The organism is Aliikangiella sp. G2MR2-5, assembly GCF_015687155.1.
Classification (GTDB): Bacteria; Pseudomonadota; Gammaproteobacteria; order Enterobacterales; family Kangiellaceae; genus Aliikangiella.
The window spans coordinates 374,154-391,366 of record NZ_JADPQF010000003.1; the positions used below are offsets into that span (position 1 = coordinate 374,154).

The 17,213-nt window shown below is 43.1% G+C and carries 13 protein-coding genes; all 13 read left to right on the forward strand.

Annotated features, from left to right (window positions below):
• Positions 1-108: 108 nt before the first annotated feature.
• Positions 109-1,362, forward strand: coding sequence for an NADH-quinone oxidoreductase subunit D (locus IYN84_RS12125; RefSeq protein ID WP_196139475.1), 1,254 nt, complete (start codon positions 109-111; stop codon positions 1,360-1,362).
• The gene (gene nuoE, locus IYN84_RS12130) at positions 1,362-1,925 is read left to right on the forward strand and encodes an NAD(P)H-dependent oxidoreductase subunit E (RefSeq protein ID WP_196139476.1); all 564 of its coding nucleotides are present in this window, start codon (positions 1,362-1,364) and stop codon (positions 1,923-1,925) included. Before IYN84_RS12125 ends, nuoE begins: the two co-directional genes overlap by 1 nt.
• Before the next feature lie 3 nt (positions 1,926-1,928).
• Positions 1,929-3,200, forward strand: coding sequence for an NADH-quinone oxidoreductase subunit NuoF (nuoF, locus tag IYN84_RS12135; RefSeq protein WP_196139477.1), 1,272 nt, complete (start codon positions 1,929-1,931; stop codon positions 3,198-3,200).
• 38 nt (positions 3,201-3,238) lie between these two features.
• Positions 3,239-5,431, forward strand: coding sequence for an NADH-quinone oxidoreductase subunit NuoG (gene nuoG, locus IYN84_RS12140; protein ID WP_196139478.1), 2,193 nt, complete (start codon positions 3,239-3,241; stop codon positions 5,429-5,431).
• Positions 5,428-6,480 carry an NADH-quinone oxidoreductase subunit NuoH gene (gene nuoH, locus IYN84_RS12145; RefSeq protein ID WP_196139479.1) on the forward strand — a complete coding sequence of 351 codons (1,053 nt, stop codon included), beginning with the start codon at positions 5,428-5,430 and terminating at the stop codon, positions 6,478-6,480. Before nuoG ends, nuoH begins: the two co-directional genes overlap by 4 nt.
• A gap of 22 nt (positions 6,481-6,502) precedes the next feature.
• Positions 6,503-6,994, forward strand: coding sequence for an NADH-quinone oxidoreductase subunit NuoI (gene nuoI, locus IYN84_RS12150; protein ID WP_196139480.1), 492 nt, complete (start codon positions 6,503-6,505; stop codon positions 6,992-6,994).
• Positions 6,995-7,070: 76 nt separating this feature from the next.
• On the forward strand, positions 7,071-7,724 hold the full coding sequence (locus tag IYN84_RS12155; RefSeq protein WP_196139481.1) for an NADH-quinone oxidoreductase subunit J: 654 nt from the start codon (positions 7,071-7,073) through the stop codon (positions 7,722-7,724).
• Entirely contained in the window at positions 7,721-8,026 is a 306-nt protein-coding gene (gene nuoK / locus IYN84_RS12160) for an NADH-quinone oxidoreductase subunit NuoK (protein WP_196139482.1), read from the forward strand. The genes IYN84_RS12155 and nuoK overlap by 4 nt, the downstream gene beginning before the upstream one ends.
• 14 nt (positions 8,027-8,040) lie before the next feature.
• Positions 8,041-10,008, forward strand: coding sequence for an NADH-quinone oxidoreductase subunit L (nuoL, locus tag IYN84_RS12165; protein ID WP_196139483.1), 1,968 nt, complete (start codon positions 8,041-8,043; stop codon positions 10,006-10,008).
• A gap of 74 nt (positions 10,009-10,082) precedes the next feature.
• Positions 10,083-11,621, forward strand: a complete 1,539-nt coding sequence (locus IYN84_RS12170; RefSeq protein WP_196139484.1) for an NADH-quinone oxidoreductase subunit M — start codon at positions 10,083-10,085, stop codon at positions 11,619-11,621.
• Complete coding sequence (nuoN, locus tag IYN84_RS12175; RefSeq protein ID WP_196139485.1) at positions 11,621-13,060, forward strand: NADH-quinone oxidoreductase subunit NuoN; 1,440 nt, start codon at positions 11,621-11,623, stop codon at positions 13,058-13,060. Before IYN84_RS12170 ends, nuoN begins: the two co-directional genes overlap by 1 nt.
• 10 nt (positions 13,061-13,070) lie before the next feature.
• Positions 13,071-14,135, forward strand: coding sequence for a mechanosensitive ion channel family protein (locus IYN84_RS12180; RefSeq protein ID WP_196139486.1), 1,065 nt, complete (start codon positions 13,071-13,073; stop codon positions 14,133-14,135).
• 450 nt (positions 14,136-14,585) lie between these two features.
• Entirely contained in the window at positions 14,586-17,201 is a 2,616-nt protein-coding gene (locus IYN84_RS12185; RefSeq protein ID WP_196139487.1) for a TonB-dependent siderophore receptor, read from the forward strand.
• The last annotated feature ends 12 nt before the right edge of the window (positions 17,202-17,213 follow it).

Sequence of the window (17,213 nt, forward strand, 5' to 3'; positions counted from 1 at the left end):
CTTTTAAGCAAAAAAGAACTTGAAGAAAATTTCCGGCTTAAAGAAAAATAAATAAAGATTAAATCGGTGACTAGCTCGCCATTTCTACGAAAAGATGTTGATTGACTCATGGCAGAAATCGAACACTACACTTTAAACTTTGGTCCGCAGCATCCGGCAGCTCACGGCGTTCTGAGGATGATCCTGGAAATGGATGGTGAGACCATTGAAAGGGCAGACCCGCATGTTGGCCTGCTACATAGGGCTACTGAAAAACTCGCCGAAATCAAACCTTACAATCAAAGTATTGGCTATATGGATCGTCTCGATTACGTATCCATGATGTGTAATGAACATGCCTACGTTTTAGCAATAGAAAAATTGCTTGGCATCGAAGCACCTAAACGTGCGCAGTATATCCGCGTCATGTTTGCCGAAATCACCAGAATATTGAACCATCTGATGTGGCTTGGTGCTCATGGCCTGGATGTTGGTGCAATGACTATGTTCCTTTACTGTTTCCGCGATCGTGAACCATTAATGGATGCGTATGAGGCTGTTTCCGGTACGCGAATGCATGCTACTTACTACCGACCTGGCGGCGTTTATCGAGATCTACCCGATACCATGCCACAGTATGAAAAGTCTCCTTGGAGAAATGATAAAAAGCTAAAGGAGCTTAATGCCAACCGTCAGGGATCGTTATTGGATTTTTTATGGGATTTTACCGAGCAGTTTGATTCGTCGGTTGATGAATATGAATCGTTACTAACCGAAAACCGTATCTGGAAACAGCGTCTGGTTGGAATCGGTGTAGTGTCCCCCGAGCGAGCCTTTCAGCTGGGTTTAACCGGGCCGATGCTTCGTGGTTCAGGAGTCGCCTGGGATTTAAGAAAAATGCAGCCTTATGATGCCTATGCAGAGATGGACTTTGATGTGCCGGTTGGACGAAACGGCGATTGCTATGACCGCTATCTGGTGAGGGTAGAGGAAATGCGACAATCAAATCGTATTATTCGCCAATGTATCGAGTGGCTACAAAAAAATCCGGGTCCGGTGATGATCGATGATCACAAAATTGCGCCACCTAAAAGAGCTGATATGAAAAATGATATGGAATCTTTGATCCATCATTTCAAGTTGTTCACCGAGGGCTATTGTGTACCGGAAGGCGAAACCTACGCAGCGGTAGAACATCCAAAAGGAGAATTCGGAATTTACTTGATGTCGGATGGAGCGAACAAGCCCTATCGATTAAAGATTCGAGCTCCAGGTTTTGCCCATATTTCCGCAATGGACGAATTAGCTAAAGGCCACATGCTGGCCGATGTGGTTGCCATAATCGGCACCATGGATATTGTATTCGGGGAGATCGATCGCTAATGACCGATTTTAACTATGACCAGACGCTTCATTTGAAGAACTTGCTTTCGCCAGATGCTATCGCTGAAATTGATGGCTGGATTAAGAAATATCCACCAGAGAGGAAACGTCCGCCAATCATCGCAGCACTAAAAGTTGTTCAGGAGCATAACGGAAATTATCTGACTGAAGAGTTAATGCAAGCGGTAGCCGAGTATCTGGATGTACCTCACATAGCGGTATACGAAGTTGCTACTTTTTACTCGATGTTCCATTTGAACGAAGTGGGTAAGCACGTTATTTCTGTGTGCAACAACATTTCCTGCAGTTTGCGTGGTGCAGATAAAGTAATCGAACACTTACAAAATCGCTTAAATATCAAAGTTGGTGAAACAACTGATGATGGGGTTTACACCATCAAGACTGTTGAGTGTATGGCTGCCTGTGGTGGCGCTCCTATGCTTGAGGTTGACAAGGTATACCATGAAAATCTGACCGAAGAGAAAATCGATCAAATTTTGTCTGATATTGCAGCAGTGGAACTTAACTCGAAAGAGATGAGCAACGTGGAGGCGAAAGATTAGTCTATGGCTAACGAAGTTTGTTTCAGAACCCTCCATCTAGACACTCCCTGGTCGATTGATGCTTATGAAAGTGTTGGTGGTTATAGCTCTTTGAAAAAGATTGCTGCCGGTGAGCTATGTTATGACACTATTATTGACGAATTAAAACTATCAGCATTAAGAGGTCGTGGCGGTGCAGGGTTCCCTACCGGCCTCAAATGGAGTTTTATGCCACGAAATATGCCGGGGCAGAAATATGTGGTATGTAATTCTGATGAAGGAGAGCCGGGAACCTTTAAAGACAGAGATATTCTCCGATATAACCCTCACCAGTTGATCGAAGGGATGATCATTGCCGGCTATGTTATGAATGCGACAGTGGGTTACAACTACATGCGTGGTGAATTCTACGAACCCTTTGCCAGAATGGAAGCTGCAATAGCGGAGGCTAAAGAAAGAAACTATCTGGGCGACAATATACTGGGTATGGATTTCAACTTTGAGTTGCATAATCATCTCGGAGCAGGTGCCTACATTTGCGGTGAAGAAACCGCTTTAATTGAATCAATCGAAGGCAAAAAAGGACAACCTCGTTTCAAGCCTCCTTTTCCGGCTAACTACGGTGTATTCGGTAGACCGACCAACGTTAACAATACAGAAAGCTATGCCTCGGTTCCTGCAATTTTACAGCACGGCGGTCAATGGTTTCTTAAGCTGGGCAAGCCAAACAACGGCGGAACAAAAATCTTTTCAGTTTCCGGGCATGTAAATAATCCGGGCAACTTTGAAATCAATATGGGTACTCCATTCAAAGACTTACTAGAGCTGGCCGGTGGAGTGCTGGGTGGGAAGCAGCTTAAGGCTGTTATTCCTGGAGGTTCTTCTTCGCCGGTTTTGCCCGCCGATATCATGATGGATCTCACTATGGACTATGACTCTATTGGAAAAGCAGGCTCTATGCTTGGCTCAGGTGCTGTCATGGTGCTCGACGAGAATACCTGCATGGTGGAAGTCGCTGCGATTACCGCTCATTTCTACTATGAGGAATCCTGTGGACAATGCTCTCCTTGTCGTGAAGGAACCGGCTGGATGTCGCGGGTGATCCATCGCATTTTAAAAGGCGATGGTCGAGCTGAAGACCTGGACAACCTGGATCGTGTCGCTGGCAATATTATGGGAAGAACTATTTGCGCATTAGGTGACGCTGCAGCGATGCCTGTTCAAGGTTTCCTCAAGCATTTCAGACACGAATTTGAATACATGATCGAACATAAGCGCAGCATGGTTAAAGGCTAGCTAAAAGTTAAAAGCTTATAAGGTAAACAGAATAAATTATGGGTAAGGTTCATATAGAAATAGATGGCCAAAAGCTGGAAGCCGAAGTCGGCTCAATGATCATTGAGGTCGCTGACAAGGCTGACATTTATATTCCGCGCTTTTGTTACCACAAAAAACTATCTGTCGCAGCCAACTGCCGAATGTGTATGGTGGATGTGGCGAACTTGCCAAAAGCGGTTCCTGCTTGTGCTACTCCTGTTGCAGAAGGAATGGTGATTGATACCCGGTCACAAAAAGCGATCAACGCGCAGAAAGCCGTGATGGAGTTTTTGTTAATCAACCATCCGCTGGATTGCCCTGTGTGTGATCAGGGCGGTGAATGTGAATTACAAGATTTGTCAGTTGGTTATGGTGATGATGTCAGTCGATTTACAGAGGGGAAACGGGTAGTTAAAGATAAAGATATTGGTCCTTTAATCGCTACCGATATGACACGTTGTATCCATTGTACTCGTTGTGTTCGTTTTGGTCAGGAGATCGTAGGTATTCGAGAGTTTGGTGCGACTGGTCGCGGCGAGCATATGGAAATCGGTACTTATATCGAGGAGACAGTAGAGTCAGAAGTCTCCGCGAATATTATTGATCTTTGCCCGGTAGGGGCGTTAACAGCTAAGCCTTCGCAATTTAAAGCCAGGGCTTGGGAACTAAGACAAGCTCCTTCTATTGCTGCTCACGATTGCCTGGGCTCGAATATTTTCGTGCATCACCGACGAGGTGAAATCATTCGGGTTGTTCCACGAGAAAACGAAAGTATTAATGAAGTTTGGCTTTCTGACAGGGATCGTTTTTCCTATCAGGGACTCACTGAAGGTGCTCGTTTATTAAATCCCAGAATCAAACGAAATGGCGAATGGGAAGACTGTGACTGGCAAACGGCTCTTAATTTAGTCGCCAGTGAAATGAAGCGGATCATTGGGGCGAGTAACGGAAATGATTTCGGTATTTTAATGGGTAACAATGCCACTACCGAAGAAAGTTATCTTGCTCAACGAATGCTGAGAAAAGCAGGTAGTAATAACATCGACTTTAGAACTCGTCGAAGAGATTACACCGGCGATGGACGTGGTAGTGTTCGATCCGGTATGAATTTTCCGATGGAAAATCTCGATACAATGGATGCCACCTTACTGATTGGTGCTGATTTAAGACATGAACAACCATTAACCGCATTGAGAGTGCGTAAGTCGACCGGTTATGGCAAGGCTATGGCGATTAATCCGTTTGACGGAGAATATAATTTTCGGCTAAGCAATGAACTCCAACCAAAGTCCAATATGCTTGCGCAGGAGTTTGCGTGTGTGCTTGCCGCGGCCGACGCATTAAGGCCTGAAAGTTTGAATGCAGAAGCCAAGGAGTGGTTGGATGGCATTGAGTTTAATGACGAGCATAAAGAGATAGCTCAGAACCTGATTGATGGAGAAGCTTCCTGTATTTTGATGGGAGTCTACGTGCAAGAACACCCTCAGGCGGAAACGATAAACTGGCTGGCTGAAACATTAGCTTCAGTGACTGACTCTGATTGGGGATATATGACTCAGGGATGCAATGCCGCTGGAAATAAAATTGCCGGTGCGGTGCCGTGTCAATCAGCGGCGGGCGGTAAGTCCGAGCAAGGTAAAACTGCGAAAGAAATGCTGACCGAAGGTTTGAAAGGCTACATGCTGGTTAACTGTGAACCTGATGTGGAAAGCATATGGGCTGAACAGGCGTTGCAGAATCTGAAAGATGCCGAGTTTGTTGTCGCATTGACTTCATTTGCCGATGGACGAGTACCTGATTACGCCAATGTGATGTTACCCATTGCTGGTTGTTATGAAACTTCGGGAACCTACATTAATGTTGAGGGCAAGTGGCAGAGTTTTGCCGCGGCGGTTAAGGCGCCTGGTGAAGCAAGACCTGGTTGGAAAGTCTTACGTGTACTGGCGAACTTGCTCGACTTAAGTGGATTTGAGTACGAGTCATCTTTACAGGTGATTAATGAGCTTAGAGAAAAGTTTGACGCTGTTGGTGATGTTCGGGTGGCGAGAAAAGTGCCACCACCAATGATGGTGGTGAACGAGCAGGAAACCAATAGAGAGTGTTTGGGGCTCTATATGGTTGATCCATTGGTGCGACGTGCCGGGGCGTTGCAAAAAACTCCGAAAGCATCAACACATCCGATTAGTATTTCACGGGTTAAAACAAGATGAATGGTTCTGAAATAGCAACAATAGATTGGTGGGCCTGGATCGAAACGTCTTTCTGGATTGTCTTCAAGATTGTTTTGATTTTATTGCCGCTGATATTGGCGGTGGCTTACACCACATATGCCGAACGTAAAATTATCGGCTATATGCAGTTGCGTCTGGGACCCAATCGGGTTGGTCCGAAAGGGTGGCTGCAACCGATCGCCGATACCGTAAAACTGATCATGAAAGAAATAGTAGTGCCAAAAGGTTCTAGCAAAACTCTCTTTGTTATTGCTCCCGTGCTGTTTATTGGTCCCTCTTTTGCTGCCTGGGCGGTAGTGCCTTTTGATGCGGGTATGGTGTTAGCTGATGTTAATGCTGGTCTATTGTATGTCCTGGCAATGACCTCAATCGGAGTATATGGTGTCATCATTGCGGGATGGGCTTCAAACTCAAAATATGCATTTCTCGGCGCAATGCGAAGTGCCGCGCAAATTGTTTCATACGAACTGGCAATGGGGTTTGCTTTAGTTGGAGTACTGATGTGTGCTCAGAGCATGAATTTGGGAGAGATTGTCGAAGCCCAGTCTGGTGGCGTTTTAAACTGGTTTTTCATTCCTTTGTTTCCGCTATTAATCGTGTATTGGATTTCAGGGGTTGCAGAAACGAATCGAGCCCCATTTGATATGGCTGAAGGTGAATCGGAAATCGTCGCAGGTTTTCATGTAGAGTATGGAGGGATGGCTTTCTCTCTGTTCTTCCTTGCAGAATATGCCAACATGATTCTTATTTCATTTTTAACCGCGCTTATGTTCTGTGGTGGCTGGTTATCTCCATTTCAAGGAATGGGAGTTCTGGAAGATATTACAGCGTGGGTTCCCGGAACCATCTGGTTGTTGGTGAAAGCCTCTTTTTTCCTTTTCTGCTTACTTTGGATAAGAGCTACTTTTCCTCGCTTTCGTTATGACCAGATTATGCGTTTGGGATGGAAAATATTTATACCTGTGACTTTAGTTTGGTTACCGTTGCTTGCTGTGTGGATAAAAGCTGGCGTTTGGCCATTTAATTAATTAGGCATTACTTGAAGAACTGATGAAACAATTTAAACAGTTTATTAATAGTTTTCTGCTGATCGAGCTTCTCAAGGGGATGAAAGTCACCTTTGCGAATATGTTCCGCAAAAAAATTACCGTGCAGTACCCGGAAGAGAAAACTCCTCAGTCGCCGAGGTTCAGGGGGCTGCATGCGTTACGGACTTACCCTAATGGGGAAGAGCGTTGTATTGCATGTAAACTTTGTGAAGCTGTTTGTCCTGCTGCTGCGATTACAATCGAAGCTGGCCCGCGTGAAGATGACGGCACGCGTCGAACGACAAAATATGAAATTGATTTATTTAAATGTATTTTTTGTGGCTTTTGTGAAGAATCATGCCCGGTCGATTCTATAGTGGAAACTCGAGTATTTGATTACCACTTTGAAGAACGCGGCTTACACATTATGACTAAAGATATGTTGTTGGAAATGGGGCGTATTCATGAAGATCAGATTGCTGCTGATCGTGAAGCCGATGCTAAGTACAGGTAGCTAAAGCTATACCTGAATAATTATCGTATTAGTGATTAATAGAAAATAACTGGAAAAGAGATTTAGAGATCATTCAATGACTTTTCAAGCCATCGTTTTTTATAGTTTTGCTGCCTGGCTTATATTTGCCGCCATAATGGTTATAAGTAGCAAAAACTCAGTTAAAGCTGCGCTGTTTCTAGTGCTGACTTTTGCTTCCGCTTCTGCAATCTGGCTTCTACTGGAGGCAGAGTTTCTGGCGATTAGTTTAATCGTGGTATACGTGGGCGCGGTAATGGTGCTCTTGCTCTTTGTCGTAATGATGCTTGACGTCGATTATGCTGCTCTCAGGCAAGGTTTTGTTAAAAAATTGCCCATTGCTCTTATAATCGCGATTGCTTTTTTTGTAGTACTTTACAGTTTTTTAACTCATGGCGAATTTTCTGCAGAAAAGTTTGCTGAACCCGCCGCGAAAGCTGCCGATTATTCGAATATTAAGGCTTTGGGGCGCGTTATCTATACGGAATATTTCATAGCCTTTGAAATCGCTGCTGTTATTTTGCTTGTTGCTATTATTGCTGCAATCTCATTGACTTTCCGTGGCCGTCGTAATCGTAAGAGTCAAAATATTAGCAAGCAATTAGCGGCTAACAAGAAAAATCGCCTGAAAATAGTGAAAGTTGATCCTGTGGTTTCTGCTAATGAAACTTCCGATGAACTGGCAGTCAATCAAAGCGAGAAACAGTCATGATAGGTTTAACCGATTATCTAATTCTAAGCGCTATATTATTCTCGATTAGTATCGCAGGAATCATTATTAATCGAAAAAATGTGATTACCTTATTAATGTGTATCGAGTTAATGTTGCTTGCGGTCAATACCAACTTCATCGCTTTCGCGCACTATCTCGAAGATACCGCTGGGCAGGTTTTTGTTTTCTTTATATTAACTGTTGCTGCCGCAGAAGCTGCAATCGGATTGGCAATCATTGTCGTTTTATTTAGAAACCGTGCCACCATTGACGTTGAACAACTTAACCAATTGAAAGGATAGCCAAGGCGAAAACTATGCAGAATCAATTGCTCGCTATCATGTTACTTCCCTTAGCTGCCTCTGTAGTTGCAGGTCTGGGTGGCAATTTTATCGGACGCGCCTGGTCGCATCGAATCACTATCGCTTCGGTGGCAGTTGCCTGTGGTCTCTCGATTAATATCGCGCTCGGGTTTGCCTTTGGTGGCCTGGAGGCTGCTAATATTACTCTCTATAACTGGGCTACTCTCGGCGGATTAAAGCTGCAGGTTGGTCTCTTGATTGACTCTTTGACCGTCACTATGATGACTGTGGTAACTTTTGTCTCGCTCATGGTGCATGTTTATACCATTGGCTATATGAAAGATGATCCCGGTTACCAGCGTTTCTTCTCCTATATTTCGCTATTTACTTTCGCGATGCTGACTTTGGTCATGTCGAATAATTTCCTCCAGCTATTTTTCGGATGGGAAGCAGTTGGCCTGGTTTCTTATCTTCTGATCGGATTCTGGTATAAAAAGCCGACAGCAATATTTGCCAACCTAAAAGCCTTTCTGGTTAACCGCGTAGGGGATTTTGGGTTCCTGCTTGGTATAGCTGGCGTCTACATGATCTTCGGAACTCTGGATTACGCCCCGGTTTTCCAGCAGGTGGTACAAGGTTTTCAGGATATCGACATTCCGGTAAGCGAAACTATGGTTTGGTCGGGAATTACTTTTACCTGTATTGGACTTTTTATTGGTGCTATGGGTAAATCCGCTCAGGTTCCGCTGCATGTGTGGCTGCCTGACTCGATGGAAGGCCCGACTCCGATTTCTGCACTGATTCATGCTGCAACCATGGTAACCGCCGGCGTCTTTATGGTGGCTAGAATGTCGCCTCTGTTTGAACTTTCGGAAGTTGCGCTAAATGTTATTTTAGTGATTGGTGCCACAACTGCTCTTTTTATGGGCTTTTTGGGCGTGATTCAAAATGATATTAAACGAGTGGTGGCATATTCTACGCTCTCGCAACTTGGCTACATGGTGGTTGCTCTCGGCGCTTCCGCCTACTCTGTAGGAATTTTCCATCTGGCCACTCACGCTTTCTTTAAAGCTTTATTATTCCTGGCTGCAGGTTCGGTTATTATCGCCATGCATCACGAGCAGGATATTCGAAAAATGGGTAATCTGAGGAAGTATATGCCGATTACTTATATTACCAGTTTGATTGGATCATTGGCGCTTATTGGAACTCCGTTCTTCTCTGGTTTTTATTCTAAGGAAGCGATTATTGAAGCAGTTCATCATTCTCGTTTAGCTGCCGCTGACTATGCCTATTATGCCGTACTTATCGGCGTTTTCTTTACCGCACTTTATTCATTCCGTATGTTTTTCCTTGTGTTCCACACGGAAGAGCGAATGGATAAACATACTCGCTCGCATTTGAGAGAATCGCCCGCTGTGGTGTGGCTTCCATTAGTATTGTTGGCGATACCTTCTGTGATTGTCAGCTGGTTTATCGCAACGCCGATCGTTTCCGGTAGTTTCTTTGGTGATGCGATATTTGTGGCTAAGGAACATGATGTTTTGTCTCCAATGGTTGAAGGTTATCAAAATGTTTGGGGGCTTGGATTACATGCAGTCCAGACTCTGCCTTTCTGGTTAGCTGCTTCAGGGGTATTTGTGGCTTACTGGTTTACAGTCGTTAAGCCTGGCTGGCGCTCTGTAGTTGATAAAAAACTATCTCTGGTTAATGGTGTACTTAGAAATAATTACTACTTCGATAAAATGTATATTGATTACTTTTCCGCCGGAAGTGTCGGACTTGGAAAGAAATTGTGGCAGTGGATTGATGCCGGATTGATAGATAGCTGGATAGTTAACGGTAGCGCGAAAACTGTCGCCGCAATTTCTGGTCAGGTGCGAAAGATTCAAAGTGGTTATCTGTATCATTACGTATTGGTAATGGTAGTCGGGTTGCTGGCATTTTTAGGTTGGGTTTATTGGCACGCGTTAGCGGGTTAACAAGTTACACAACAGCTTCATCATTAGTGGTTTCTATCTAATAGTGACAACGATTTAAGGGTTTAAGTAAAAGAATGATCGATAAACTACCCATACTCAGTTTGCTTATTTGGCTGCCAATTATCGGTGCCTTGCTGGTAATTTTTGGTTCGGGTCAAAAGCACAAAGGCGCTACTCAATGGTTAGCGCTAATAACTGCTGGCGCTACTTTTTTTCTAAGCATTTGGGCGTTATTTGAGTTCGATTCGACCCGCTATCTGATGCAGTTTGTTGAAGATGAGCCGTGGATTGAGTCGCTAAATATTCGGTACTCTCTTGGTGTTGACGGTTTCTCCTACCCATTAATTGTTTTAACTTCGTTGATGACCCTGATAGTCGTGATCTCTAGCTGGAATAATGTTTCCAATAGAATATCTCACTACTTGGCCGGTTTTTTAATTATGGGCGGCCTGATGAATGGTGTGTTTGCCGCAACCGATGCTATTTTGTTTTATGTATTCTGGGAAGCAATGCTGGTTCCAATGTTTTTGATTATTGGTATCTGGGGGGGACCAAACCGAATTTACGCAACTTTGAAGTTCTTTATTTATACTTTTTTCGGTTCGGTTTTTCTGTTGATTGCGCTTATCTATCTTGGGATGCAAGCAGGAAGTTTTGATATCCTGGCTATGCAGCAGCTAGTGATGCCTGAGCTGGATATCCAAAAGCTGATTTTCTTTGCTTTCCTGATTGCTTTTGCTGTAAAGGTACCAATGTGGCCTGTTCATACCTGGCTTCCTGACGCACATGTGCAAGCCCCAACTGGTGGCTCGGTAATTCTGGCCGCAATAATGCTTAAAATGGGAACCTACGGATTTATCCGGTTTATGCTGCCTATAGTTCCCGATGCTTCAATGGCTATGGCTGACTTTATGATTGTTCTTTCATTGATAGCTGTTGGTTACATAGGTCTGGTAGCTCTTGCCCAAAAAGACATGAAGAAGCTGGTCGCCTATTCATCAATTGCTCATATGGGATTTGTAACTCTAGGCCTTTTTATCAGCTTTTCTCTGGTTGCAGGAAAACACATTGACGCGGCGATCATGGGTATACAGGGCGGACTGGTGCAAATGATTTCTCACGGTTTTATTTCCGGCGCTCTTTTTCTCTGTATTGGTGTTTTATACGACAGAATGCATAGTCGGGAAATTGCTGACTACGGTGGTGTAGTTAATACTATGCCTCGTTTTGCTATGTTCTTTATGCTGTTCTCTATGGCTAATTCCGGGTTACCGGGGACATCTGGTTTCGTTGGTGAGTTTTTAGTTATTATTGCCAGCTTGCAAGTAAACTTCTGGATTGCGGCTTTTGCCGGATTAACTTTGATTTTGGCTGCAGCCTATTCGCTTTGGATGTATAAACGAGTCATGTTTGGTGAAATAGCCAATGAGCAGGTTGCTTCACTCAAGGATCTGGTTTCCCGCGAAACAATAGTAATGATTATCCTTGCCGTAATGGTACTCGCATTTGGGCTTTATCCTGCTCCGCTACTCGATATTATGCAGCCAAGCGTAGAGCATTTAATTGACTGTAATCTTGTATCCAAACTGTCTCCTGAAGGAATGTGTTCCTAATGAATGAATCAATGAATTTTTCCTTAATTACTTCAGAGATTTTTCTGTTATGTGCTCTCTGTGTCATTATGATTGTGGATTTGTTCCAGAGAGATAAAGAACGGGTGCTGACCTTTACTTTGACTCAGGCAAGCCTGATTGTTTTGTTTGTTCTAGGTTTCAATTCTTTGGGCGCGGAAAGAATTATTTCGTTTGACGGGCACTGGGTTACTGATGAATTGGCGACTGTTCTGAAATTATCTATTTACGCTATAACATTTCTGGCTTTGTTTTATGCTCGTTCATTCATTAGTCATCGCAACTTGATGCGGGGCGAATACTACCTGTTAACACTTTTTTCTGTGTTAGGTATGATGATAATGGTTTCTGCGAATAGTTTTCTGGTTGTTTATTTAGGCCTGGAACTTTTATCTTTATCTCTATACGCATTAGTTGCATTGCAAAGAGACTCTTCCGTCGCTTCGGAATCAGCGGTGAAATATTTTGTGATGGGAGGGTTAGCCTCTGGATTTATCCTGTACGGTGTATCGCTTATTTACGGCGCAACAGGAAGTTTACTTATTGCTGATGTAGCAAAGCACTTTTCAGAAAACTCTATCGGTCTGGTAGGGCAATTTGGACTGGTTTTTATTGTTATCGGGCTATCTTTTAAGTTTGGTGCAGTGCCTTTCCATATGTGGCTACCGGATATTTATCATGGCGCTCCTAGTTCAATTACTGCCTTCATCGCAAGCGTTCCTAAAATTGCCGCATTTGGGATGACCATGCGTCTTCTTTCAGAAGCATTCGGTCAGTCTATCAGTCAGTGGGCGAGCATGATTCTTATTGTCGCTTTGCTATCGGTTATTCTGGGGAATGTTATCGCTGTTTCGCAAAATAATCTTAAGAGACTACTTGCGTACTCTGCCATTGCGCACATTGGCTATTTCTTGCTTGGTGTCGTGCCTGGAACTCAGGAAAGCTTTTCTGCCGCCATGTACTACATTATCGTCTACGCATTAATGACACTAGCCGGATTCGGGATCGTAATTTTCATGAGCTCCGAAAACAAGGAGTATCAAAAAGTAACTGACTTGAGAGGGTTAGGCCGCTACCATCCATGGTATGCCTTACTTTTTTCCATTGTCATGATTTCAATGGCCGGAATTCCTCCATTTATAGGTTTCTGGCCGAAATTGGAAATCTTCAGAAATTTGATAATTAACGGCTATGTTGTTGAAGCGATTGTTGCTATCGCTTTTTCAGTGGTTGGTCTTTTCTACTACCTGCGAGTGGTTAAGGAAATGTACTTTGCAGAAGCGGTTGACGCCCCTGAAATTTCTTCTAGTCGCTCGTTAAAAATCGCAATTAGTGTCAATTGTTTACTCTTGCTCTTTTTAGGATTGCTTCCTGATAGTATCTACCAGTATTGTTTGACCGCTTTTAATTTAATGGGGTAATTTGTTGGCCATGGACTGGTTAAAAGAACTAATAAAAACCTACTTGCCGCTAATTTCGGATAATCTTCTGATACAGTCTGCGTTGATATTTTTGGTGGCAGCGTTGTTATCTGCTGTCGCCAAATTAGTTTTAAGCCGACTTCATACTCATGGTGCCGGGCGCACTCAAAATTTGATAGACGATAAGTTATTTGGCTTGCTTCGAAAGCCGGTAAGCTTAACTATTTTGCTTTTGGGGGCCTATCTGGCCGTGGCTCGCTCTCAGCTTATCACGCAGCAACTTCCTCTTTTGGAATCAATTCTACTGACCATCGCCATTTTTTACTGGGTACACTTTGTCGTCAAATTTTCAAGATTTCTATTGCATCATTTAAGTCGAGATGACGCCAAATTTAAGATAGTACAACGCCATACCTTACCCTTGTTTGACAACCTGGCAATCATCATATTTTATGGTGCAGGCATCTATTTCATCTTTGTTGCCTGGGATATCGATGTTTCAGCCTGGGTCGCATCAGCGGGTATTTTGGGGTTAGCACTAAGTTTTGCGGCAAAGGACACACTGGCCAACTTGTTTGCTGGCGTTTTTATCATGGCTGACTCTCCCTATAAAATTGGAGACTATATTGTTCTTGATAGTGGAGAGCGGGGAATGGTTACCCATATAGGTATTCGGAGTACTCGCATTTTGACTCGCTCAGATGTGGAAATCACGATACCTAACGCAATAATGGGTAATACTAAAGTCATTAATGAGACAGCCGGGCCGCACTCAAAATACAGAATTAGAATTCCCATAGGTGTAGCTTACGGTTCGGATATCACATTGGTTCGTCAGACCTTGTTAAAAGCTGCTGCGCAAACCAATGGTGTTGAAGCGTCTCCTGAGGCCAGGGTCAGGTTTAGAACTTTTGGAGACTCAGCGCTAAACTTTGAGCTTCTGTGCTGGGTAGCTGAGCCCGTTCTTCGTGGAAAGGTGACAGATATTTTAAATGAAAATGTTTATAACCTTTTTAATGAAAATAATATTCAGATCCCTTTTCCTCAACGCGATGTTCATTTATATCAACGGTGATGGTCGTAGATTAGGCCAATTCTAAATAAACTAGTCTTAATGTTATCTTTTTCGAATTTATCCTGAAGCAAACCTTTTTGACCAGCCGCTAAATCATTTGGTGGTATGGTGTTACCCACTGTTACATTTCTTAAAAGTTTTAATATCAACTTATACCGGTATTTTTGCTAAGGTTCTAGCTGCGCCAGAATTAATAGGTAAGTGTTCGGATTAATCGTAAAAAAATAAATAGTAGAATGAGATATTTTGGGAAAAACTTTCACTTAGACCTTTCTTTTCTTATTTCGGCAATTTATAACACGATGACGCCTTTTTAAGAGCCTACACCTCGGCATGCTTGGATAATACAGTTAGCAGGATGTATGGGGTAGACAGGTGCTAGGTTCTTGAGTCTGTGCGTAGATTTACAACTAAAAAACAACTGGCATCCAATAAGGGAGAAGAAGAAAAATGAAAAACGACAACTTATTCAGACGGAACTCGATAAACATAGCTGTTTTGCTATCTTTATCTCTATCTGGGAATTTTGCCTTTGCTGAAGAAACTGAAGGTGACGAAGATAAAGAACAGAAAATGACAATCGTGGGCTCTCATATTAAACGCAGTGATATGGAAGGCCCTTCACCGATAACAAGTCTGAGCGCTGAAGATATTATTAAAACCGGTGTGACTGACATGATTGGTTTGTTTGAGAAGCTGCCTATATCAGGACAAGGTACTTTCTCAACTCAAGGTAATAGTAGCGATGATACCGCAAATGGTGGCTCTAGTGTATCGCTTCGCGGACTAGGAGCTGACTCCACTCTGATTTTGATTAATGGCCGCCGAGTGTCTGTGTCTCCTTTCGCAAAAAACATCCAGACAGCTTTTGTTGATATAAATAATATACCTCTCTCCGCTATTAAAAGAATCGATATTCTTAAAGATGGTGCATCTGCAACTTACGGCTCTGATGCGATCGCTGGTGTTATCAATATAGAGCTTAAAAATGATTTTGAAGGAGCCGAGTTGTCAGGCAAAGTAGGTGGCACTTCAGATGGCGGTGGTAGCGAAAAGAATGTCAGCATGATCTGGGGAAATTCCGGGCGTGATTCAAGCCATACATTTATTATGGATTACTACCAAAGAGAAGAGATTTTATATGCAGATCGTGACTATGCAAGATCAGCTAATCAAGCTGCTCTGAGACCAAATGATCCTGATGCGGTTGATTTCAGAAGCTCTTCAGGTATTCCAGGAACAATTGCTTTAGCCTCTGATCCAGGCAATAGAATAATAGATACCTTCGGTAGTGATGTTTGTGCGCCAGAAGATATTGATTTAGACAACAATTTATGTCGATATGATTATGCTCCATATATGTCTATGGTTCCAGAAACTGAGCGATTCAGCATCATCTATAATGGTAGCTTTGAGATTAACGAAAATGTGAATGCATTTATCGAATTAAACACTCAAAATGCAAAAACTAAAACTCGTGGAGCAGGCAGTCCAAGCTTTAATGAGTTGTTTATGTCAGGAGATAACCCAAATCACCCATTTGCAGACGATCCTGCGCATCCTTTCTATCAACAAGATTTAACAATGCGCCGTCGTACTGTTGATATCGGTAATCGTCTTAAAATTACAGATACGAATTACAATCGTTCTATTTTTGGTCTCGAAGGTGAAGTGGGAACCTGGAGTTGGGAGAGTGCAGTTAGTTACATTCGAAGCCACTCTGTAGAAAGAGGTGTTGATGGCTTCCCTAATTCAGAACGTATTCAGGATGCTATCGACAGTGGATTGTGGAACCCCTTTGAGCCTTCTTCAAACACTCAAGAAGCGCTCGACTATATCGAAACTACCACAACAAGAATTGGTAAATCGAGTAACCGTTCTTTCGATATTTCATTTTCCGGCCCGTTAATGGAAATGGATAGTGGAGAATTAATGCTTGCAGTTGGAGCTGAGTATCGAGAAGAGTCGATTAGTGATAACCCCGATGATCAATACTTACGTGGCAATGTCTTTGGTACTGAAGCGACTCAAGCGAATGGTGAGCGAGACAATACCTCCGTATTTGGTGAGTTGGCTATCCCTGTCACCGAAGCATTTGAGTTACAGCTGGCTGTTCGTTATGAAGATTATAGTGACTTTGGTAATACTACGAATCCAAAAGTAGCTTTCCGCTATGCACCAAATGAAGATATGGTCTTCCGTGGTTCATACGGGACTGCATTCAGAGCTCCGTCATTGCACCAAATTGGACTAGGGACGACTAATGAATCACCTACCCTTGTTGATAATGTACGTTGTGCGGCCGTTGGACAGGACTGTGCACCTCGGGAATATACTGTTGTTTTTGAAGGTAATCCGGATCTTCAGCCTGAAGAATCTACCAGCTATAACTTTGGTTGGTTTTATCAGGTCAACGAGCAGATGAGCTTTTCTGTTGATTATTACAATTATGATATCGAAGACATCATTGATTCCTATTCACAGTGGGCGTTAGATAACCTTTCTGGAGATCCTAGTGTTGTCGTAAGGTTAAACTCTGCTGATCCAAACGACCCAGGGGAAGTGGTTGAAATCTATGACTCTTTCAGAAATGTTGGTGATCTGGAAACTTCCGGCTTAGATATCGATCTAAGATATGATATGGAAATTGAAATGGGTAAAATTGATTTTGGTTTCACATTGAACTACGTACTCGACTATGAAGAGTTACGCAATGATGATCCTTACAAGGAGGCTGGTGACTTTGAGCAGCCTGAAATGCGCTGGACTTTCTCTACTGGCTGGAGTGGTGACAACGCTAATGCAAATGTTGCTATCAATTATATCGATGAATTCAAAGGAGATGCCGGTACAGGCTTTGGAGATAAAACAGTTGACTCAATGATGACTGTTGATGCCGTGTATAACTATCTTGGATTTGAAGATATGACCTTCAGTATTGGGGCAACTAATCTGTTTAATGAAGAGCCTCCATTCAGTCACCATGACTTCATGGGCTTTGTTAGCACGGTTCATAGTGGCCAAGGTCGTTTCCTTTACGCTCAAGCAAGTTATCAATTTAAATAAGGTACTTGCAAT

Excerpts from the sequence above, each read along its gene's own strand:
- IYN84_RS12125 (WP_196139475.1), top strand. The coding sequence starts at position 109 with ATGGCAGAAATCGAACACTACACTTTAAACTTTGGTCCGCAGCATCCG.
- nuoE (WP_196139476.1), top strand. The coding sequence starts at position 1,362 with ATGACCGATTTTAACTATGACCAGACGCTTCATTTGAAGAACTTGCTT.
- nuoF (WP_196139477.1), top strand. The coding sequence starts at position 1,929 with ATGGCTAACGAAGTTTGTTTCAGAACCCTCCATCTAGACACTCCCTGG.
- nuoG (WP_196139478.1), top strand. The coding sequence starts at position 3,239 with ATGGGTAAGGTTCATATAGAAATAGATGGCCAAAAGCTGGAAGCCGAA.
- nuoH (WP_196139479.1), top strand. The coding sequence starts at position 5,428 with ATGAATGGTTCTGAAATAGCAACAATAGATTGGTGGGCCTGGATCGAA.
- nuoI (WP_196139480.1), top strand. The coding sequence starts at position 6,503 with ATGAAACAATTTAAACAGTTTATTAATAGTTTTCTGCTGATCGAGCTT.
- IYN84_RS12155 (WP_196139481.1), top strand. The coding sequence starts at position 7,071 with ATGACTTTTCAAGCCATCGTTTTTTATAGTTTTGCTGCCTGGCTTATA.
- nuoK (WP_196139482.1), top strand. The coding sequence starts at position 7,721 with ATGATAGGTTTAACCGATTATCTAATTCTAAGCGCTATATTATTCTCG.
- nuoL (WP_196139483.1), top strand. The coding sequence starts at position 8,041 with ATGCAGAATCAATTGCTCGCTATCATGTTACTTCCCTTAGCTGCCTCT.
- IYN84_RS12170 (WP_196139484.1), top strand. The coding sequence starts at position 10,083 with ATGATCGATAAACTACCCATACTCAGTTTGCTTATTTGGCTGCCAATT.
- nuoN (WP_196139485.1), top strand. The coding sequence starts at position 11,621 with ATGAATGAATCAATGAATTTTTCCTTAATTACTTCAGAGATTTTTCTG.
- IYN84_RS12180 (WP_196139486.1), top strand. The coding sequence starts at position 13,071 with ATGGACTGGTTAAAAGAACTAATAAAAACCTACTTGCCGCTAATTTCG.
- IYN84_RS12185 (WP_196139487.1), top strand. The coding sequence starts at position 14,586 with ATGAAAAACGACAACTTATTCAGACGGAACTCGATAAACATAGCTGTT.